The 5,272-nt window shown below is 48.6% G+C and carries 6 protein-coding genes; 4 read left to right on the forward strand and 2 right to left on the reverse strand.

Going from position 1 to position 5,272, the window contains the following annotated elements; translation table 11 throughout:
* A partial coding sequence (locus tag ACESLU_RS11310) for an FAD:protein FMN transferase (RefSeq protein WP_372638757.1) occupies positions 1-912 on the reverse strand: 912 nt, incomplete at its 3' end.
* 198 nt (positions 913-1,110) lie between these two features.
* Between ACESLU_RS11310 and ACESLU_RS11315 the strand changes: the two genes are divergently transcribed.
* Positions 1,111-1,896 (forward strand): DUF1080 domain-containing protein, encoded by a 786-nt coding sequence (locus ACESLU_RS11315; RefSeq protein WP_372638758.1) that lies wholly within the window; start codon positions 1,111-1,113, stop codon positions 1,894-1,896.
* A gap of 297 nt (positions 1,897-2,193) precedes the next feature.
* Here the strand turns inward: ACESLU_RS11315 and tadA are convergent, their stop codons facing one another.
* Positions 2,194-2,688 carry a tRNA adenosine(34) deaminase TadA gene (gene tadA / locus ACESLU_RS11320; protein ID WP_372638759.1) on the reverse strand — a complete coding sequence of 165 codons (495 nt, stop codon included), beginning with the start codon at positions 2,686-2,688 and terminating at the stop codon, positions 2,194-2,196.
* Positions 2,689-2,764: 76 nt separating this feature from the next.
* Between tadA and ACESLU_RS11325 the strand changes: the two genes are divergently transcribed.
* The 3 genes from ACESLU_RS11325 to ACESLU_RS11335 all read left to right on the forward strand — a co-directional run bounded on the left by ACESLU_RS11325 (position 2,765) and on the right by ACESLU_RS11335 (position 5,183).
* Complete coding sequence (locus ACESLU_RS11325) at positions 2,765-3,307, forward strand: adenine phosphoribosyltransferase (RefSeq protein WP_372638760.1); 543 nt, start codon at positions 2,765-2,767, stop codon at positions 3,305-3,307.
* 92 nt (positions 3,308-3,399) lie between these two features.
* Positions 3,400-3,894 carry a hypothetical protein gene (locus tag ACESLU_RS11330; RefSeq protein WP_372638761.1) on the forward strand — a complete coding sequence of 165 codons (495 nt, stop codon included), beginning with the start codon at positions 3,400-3,402 and terminating at the stop codon, positions 3,892-3,894.
* Positions 3,895-3,896: 2 nt separating this feature from the next.
* Positions 3,897-5,183, forward strand: a complete 1,287-nt coding sequence (locus ACESLU_RS11335; RefSeq protein WP_372638762.1) for a hypothetical protein — start codon at positions 3,897-3,899, stop codon at positions 5,181-5,183.
* The last annotated feature ends 89 nt before the right edge of the window (positions 5,184-5,272 follow it).

The following is a 5,272-nucleotide window of genomic DNA, read 5'->3' on the forward strand; positions in this document are numbered from 1 at the left end:
CAATACACTCACGGCCGAGGCGTAGCTATCCGCCGTAATGCCATCGGGAGCGATAATCGTAACCATGCTCTGGTTCGTTAAGCCCAATCCCGTTCGGGGATTGATAATATGAGAGTAGCGCTTCCCGCCGATATCGATATGCTGAAAAAGATCCCCGGAGGTCGCCACTGCGCGATTGGCCAGCTGCAGGGTGATCCAATGGCGCTGGCCCTTTTCGTTGTGAGCCGGAATCCGGATAGTCCAGCCTTTCCTGCCCGGCGGGGGGTTGCCCAATCTGATATCGCCGCCGGCATCCACCAGCACCGATCGTATGTCAAAGGTCCGAAGTATACGCAGAATCTCATCAGCGGCGTATCCCTTGGCAATACCTCCGAAGTCCAGCTGCATCCCGGGCCGGGTCAGGGCTACAGCGGTTGCAGAGGAGTCGAGCTTCACATGCTGGTAACCCACGCTTTTGCGCAAGGTGCAGAGCTGCTGCGCTGTTGGCAATTCGGGGAAATCCGATCGCCGTATCTCTCTCCACAGATTTACAAAGGGACCTGCCGTTACATCAAAAGCGCCATCGGTTTCCCTGGATACTTCCTGTGCCTTGCTGACAACCCGGAAGAGGGCCGGATGAACCGGGAAAAACCGGCAGCTTCCCGAGCGTGCGGAGAGCTTGTTTACATTGCTTTCGGGTTCATAATCGCTTAAGATGCCGTTTAGTTGGTCCACATGCCGGAAGGCCTGTGCGGAAGCTGCCCGTGCGATGGAGTCATCCGCTGCATAAAACGTAATCCTAAAGGTCGTGCCCATCTTTCTCTCCGTGAACTCATAGCGTGTCGTATCCTGTGCTGTCGCATAGGACGGGTTTAACGAGAGGGAAAGAAAAGAGGTTAGCAGAAGTAACAGGTCGTATCTGATTGTGTTCATATATATCTATATATCCGGGAAATGGTGTAATTGACAGCAACAACAGAATGCTTTTGCAGAAGAAGTATTCCTGGTAAAGTAAACAGTGTCAGGGTCTATTTTGCTAAAATTCTTGAACGGCATTGCCATTTTTTCAATATTTAGCTGGTAATATACACGGCCAACTTAATTATTCCTTCTTAACTACAACCGGAATTCATGAAAAAAATTGTTCCTTCGTATGTATCACTGCTCTCATTCCTTCTATGCTGTATCGTGTTTGTTAACGTATCATGTGCCCAGGAGGGGGAACAGGATATGAAGCCGGAAGAAACCGAGGTTTGGGAGCCGGTCCCCGAAAAAGTGAATCCCAATGGACTTAACGATAAAGCGCCTCCTTCGGATGCAGTTGTTCTTTTTGATGGTTCCGATCTGGATGAATGGGAATCAGCCGAGGGCGATGGTTCACCCGCCGAATGGGATATATCCGGCGATCACGTTACGGTGGCTCCCGGGGCCGGCAGTATTCAAACCAGGCGGGGGTTTGGATCGGTTCAGCTGCATATTGAATGGCGTGCGCCCGAAGAGATAGAAGGAGAGGGACAGGGACGGGGCAACAGCGGGGTCTTCCTGCAAGGGCTCTATGAGCTGCAGGTGCTGGACAGTTATAATAATGAGACCTATTCGAACGGGATGGCAGGCAGTATTTATAAGCAGCATATCCCCCTGGCTAATGCTGCTCGCGAACCGGGACAATGGCAGAGTTACGATATCGTATATAGGGCTCCGGAATTTAAGGAGGATGGAAGCCTGGAGTCGCCGGCGCGCATAACCGTTTTCTGGAACGGGGTTTTGGTACAGGATGACGTGGAGTTAGAGGGGCCGACCGAATATATCGGGCATCCTTCCTATGAGGCCCACGAAGACAAACTGCCCATTATACTGCAGGATCACAGTAATCCCGTAAGTTTTCGAAATATCTGGCTGAGGGAATTGGGCGAGTAGTGATGCTTAGCAGAGGACTTTGAAAAACCAAGGGTTTTGTTCAATACCAAAGCCTGAGTGTTGTTAAAACCGCAGTGTATAGACTATACATAGGGACTTTACATAGGGACTTTGAAATCGCGAAAATGTAGAGATTGGCCAAAACAATGATTTTGCAAAGGTCTCTAACCCGCTTTTCTCACCAAATTTCGCAGCGTACGACAGAGTGTCATTTGTGACAAGACACTGACATAAATGAAATATACTATACATCAATGGCTTGGAGTCTTCACAAAATTATTTTGTGAGAAATGCGGGTTAAAAGGCAGACCCGTTATTTGAAGACCGCCGCTCCCGGAAAAATTTCTTCAGGATCCATTCACAATCCTGTTCCATGAAGCCGTGCAGAACGCGGGGCTTATGGTTAAGCTTATTACTTCCGGCAATATTAAAGACGCTGCCGCAGCCTCCGGCCCGGGCATCCAGCGCACCGATAACGATCGTATCGATTTTGGACCAGACAAGCGCGCCCGCGCACATGGGGCACGGCTCCAGCGTGACATAGAGGGTGCAGCCTGTTAAATATTTTTGTCCGATCGTGGCGCAGGCGGCAGAAATAGCCAGCATTTCTGCATGAGCGGTCGGGTCGTTTAAACGCTCGGGCTGATTATATCCCTTGCCAATAATGTCGTCGTCGCGGACCACGATAGCCCCTACCGGCACTTCCTTTTCTTCGTAAGCCTGTTCGGCCAGCAGGAAGGCCTGTTGCATAAAACGCAGGTGCTTTTGCGCGCCTGAAATATCGGTATCCATAGGTATTAATTATTTGCTTCCTTGGGTTTTAAATAGGTATTATCAGACCAATAAGTTAATCGACAAGATAATGGGAATGGATCAAGTTAAACAACAAATCATTGCACTTCTGAAAGAGAATATCCGGAATATTTCAGATTTCCCCCAGCCCGGTATCCAATTTAAAGATATCACCCCATTGCTGCAAAACCCGGATACCCTTGAATTGACATCCCGCGTGCTGGCACGTCCCTTTCGCAACAAGAATATCGATTATGTAGTGGGACTTGAATCCCGGGGCTTTCTTTTCGGCACGAACCTGGCACAGGATCTTCATGCCGGATTTATCCCCATCCGAAAGCCGGGCAAACTACCCGCAGAAACCCTGTCGGCTACCTATGCGCTGGAATACGGGGAAGACACTATTGAAATTCACCAGGACGCCTTTTCGGAAGGTGCCCGGGTATTGGTTCACGACGACCTTATTGCCACCGGCGGTTCCGCTGCCGCCGCCACGGAACTGGTGGAAGAACTGGGAGGGACGGTGGTAGGCTACTCCTTTATTATAGCGCTGAAGGAGCTGCGGGGGACCGATTTGCTGTCCCCCGAGTTACCTGTGGAAATATTGCTTTCCCTGTGACCAACGCTGGAACAATTTTATGGTACCGCCCTATAAGTAACTGTATTATCTTAGGTGTGGGTTAATAACAAATGAAAAGAGGGAACATATATATGAAACGATACGGAAGAGCTTTGACAGGCATAGCGGTAATGGCAATGCTTTTAGTAAGCGGCTGTAAGCAGTCCATGGTTATCAGTGACGTCAATTATTCACAGCCCATAGAATCAGTTTTAACACCCGATGAAGACGGAATCGTTAAGGATGAGCGCTACGGACTTGAGTTCAACATGCTGCCCCTGCAATATATGGAGACGCAGGATACGACTTCCGTTACAACATCAGAAGTACGTTATATCAGGGGAGCAAGCGGCTGGTTTTATATCACGGCGCCCACCTATCAGCATGTGTACCTGATGGCGCCGGAAAAAAACGAATTGGTATTTCGTGAAAAATTCAAAATAGGCGAGACAGGCTTCGATAAGCCTGCCTTTAACCAGCGCGACGGTTTTATACAGCTTGTGAATCGTTCGACCGGTGAAAGCTATCGATTGACTCCTGAAGGTTTGGAAGAAGAGGGATTAACAACAAATACAGAAGACCAATAGCCATGAAATTATCAATTACCATCTTTAGTGCATTACTTCTGCTCTGTACAACCCGGGGATTGGCCCAGCAAGAGGAACTGTCGGACTATGAAATTCAGAACAATTTTAAAACCGAGTATCAACAGTTAAGTAATAAGATCGATACGGTTACTGTTGCCGACAGTGCTCAGGCAATCCAAGAAAATATTCAGGAATTGAATGAACAGTACGGGCCGCATGAAGACCTGCTGAATAAGGCGTTTTATCCGGAGACGTATGAAGAAATAATGAATGATCTCAATGAGGCGGCTACCCTGGCGGCCGGTCGTCTTCAAAAGATGGAGGAGCAGGATGACCAGCTTACCACGCTGCAGCTTCGTTTGCTGGCATACCAGGAACACGTATTTGAGCTGACACAGGAAGCGGATTCCCTCAAGCAAGCAATGCAGGAGTCTGTTGAAAGTGAAAAACAGCTTTCAGGAATGGTACGCAACTACCGGAGGAACCTCGAAGAACGCGACCAGCTGGTATTGGATTTTATCGACTCTACCGTGGTAGCCTACCAGCAGATAGATATGCAGGCTTTCAGGGAGCTCCAAGATATGAACTCCCAGGCCCGTCTGAATTCCGACGGGAATGCCCTCCAAATGATTCGCGATATCTCAGCGGAAAACCTGAATATTCTCGAGGAGAACAGTGATAATTTACATCTTGAGGATTATATGCGTATGCAGACGGTCCAGCAGCGTTTTGAGCAGATGTGGAATCGTCTCGGCAATAAGATAGCTGCAGTCTACGGGGGAAGCGATGCCGGAGAACTTGCCCAACAAGTGGAGGGTAACATACAGAAGTGGGATAAACTACTGCAGGAAAGAATGTTTACAACGCTGCATGATTCTCTGCGGGAAAAAGGGATTGAAATCAGGGACTTTGAAAATGCGGAAGAGTTTAACAGCTCCCTGAACGCTTATCTGGATACCGTTATTACGGAGAGCAGAGAAGGTACCAGCGAAGAAAATTATGAGCGGTTCCAGTCCTTCCGGGATTTCTGGAACCGGGTCGAGCGTCAATGGAGCAGCTACTTTACCGAGAGCGGCATCATGACCAACACCCAGCTGGCAACCATTTCTGAAAAGACCGATACCTGGGGGGAGCATGCCGAGCCGGAATCACATACCATGACGTATCTTTTGGTTATAACGGCCATTGTAGCGATTGTTTTGGGTGGCCTGCTGATCCGGGAAAAGACCAAAGGGAATACTGTAAATAAAGAGGATAATGTAAATAGAAGCATTAAGGATAAAACATGATTAGGAAGGCGTAGAAGGGAATCAAGACGTCCCGATGTTGTAAAGGCTCCGTGTTAAAAAGCAAATAATAATAACATTCAGATAGTGTT

Source organism: Fodinibius sp., assembly GCF_041642155.1.
Classification (GTDB): domain Bacteria; phylum Bacteroidota; class Rhodothermia; order Balneolales; family Balneolaceae; genus Fodinibius.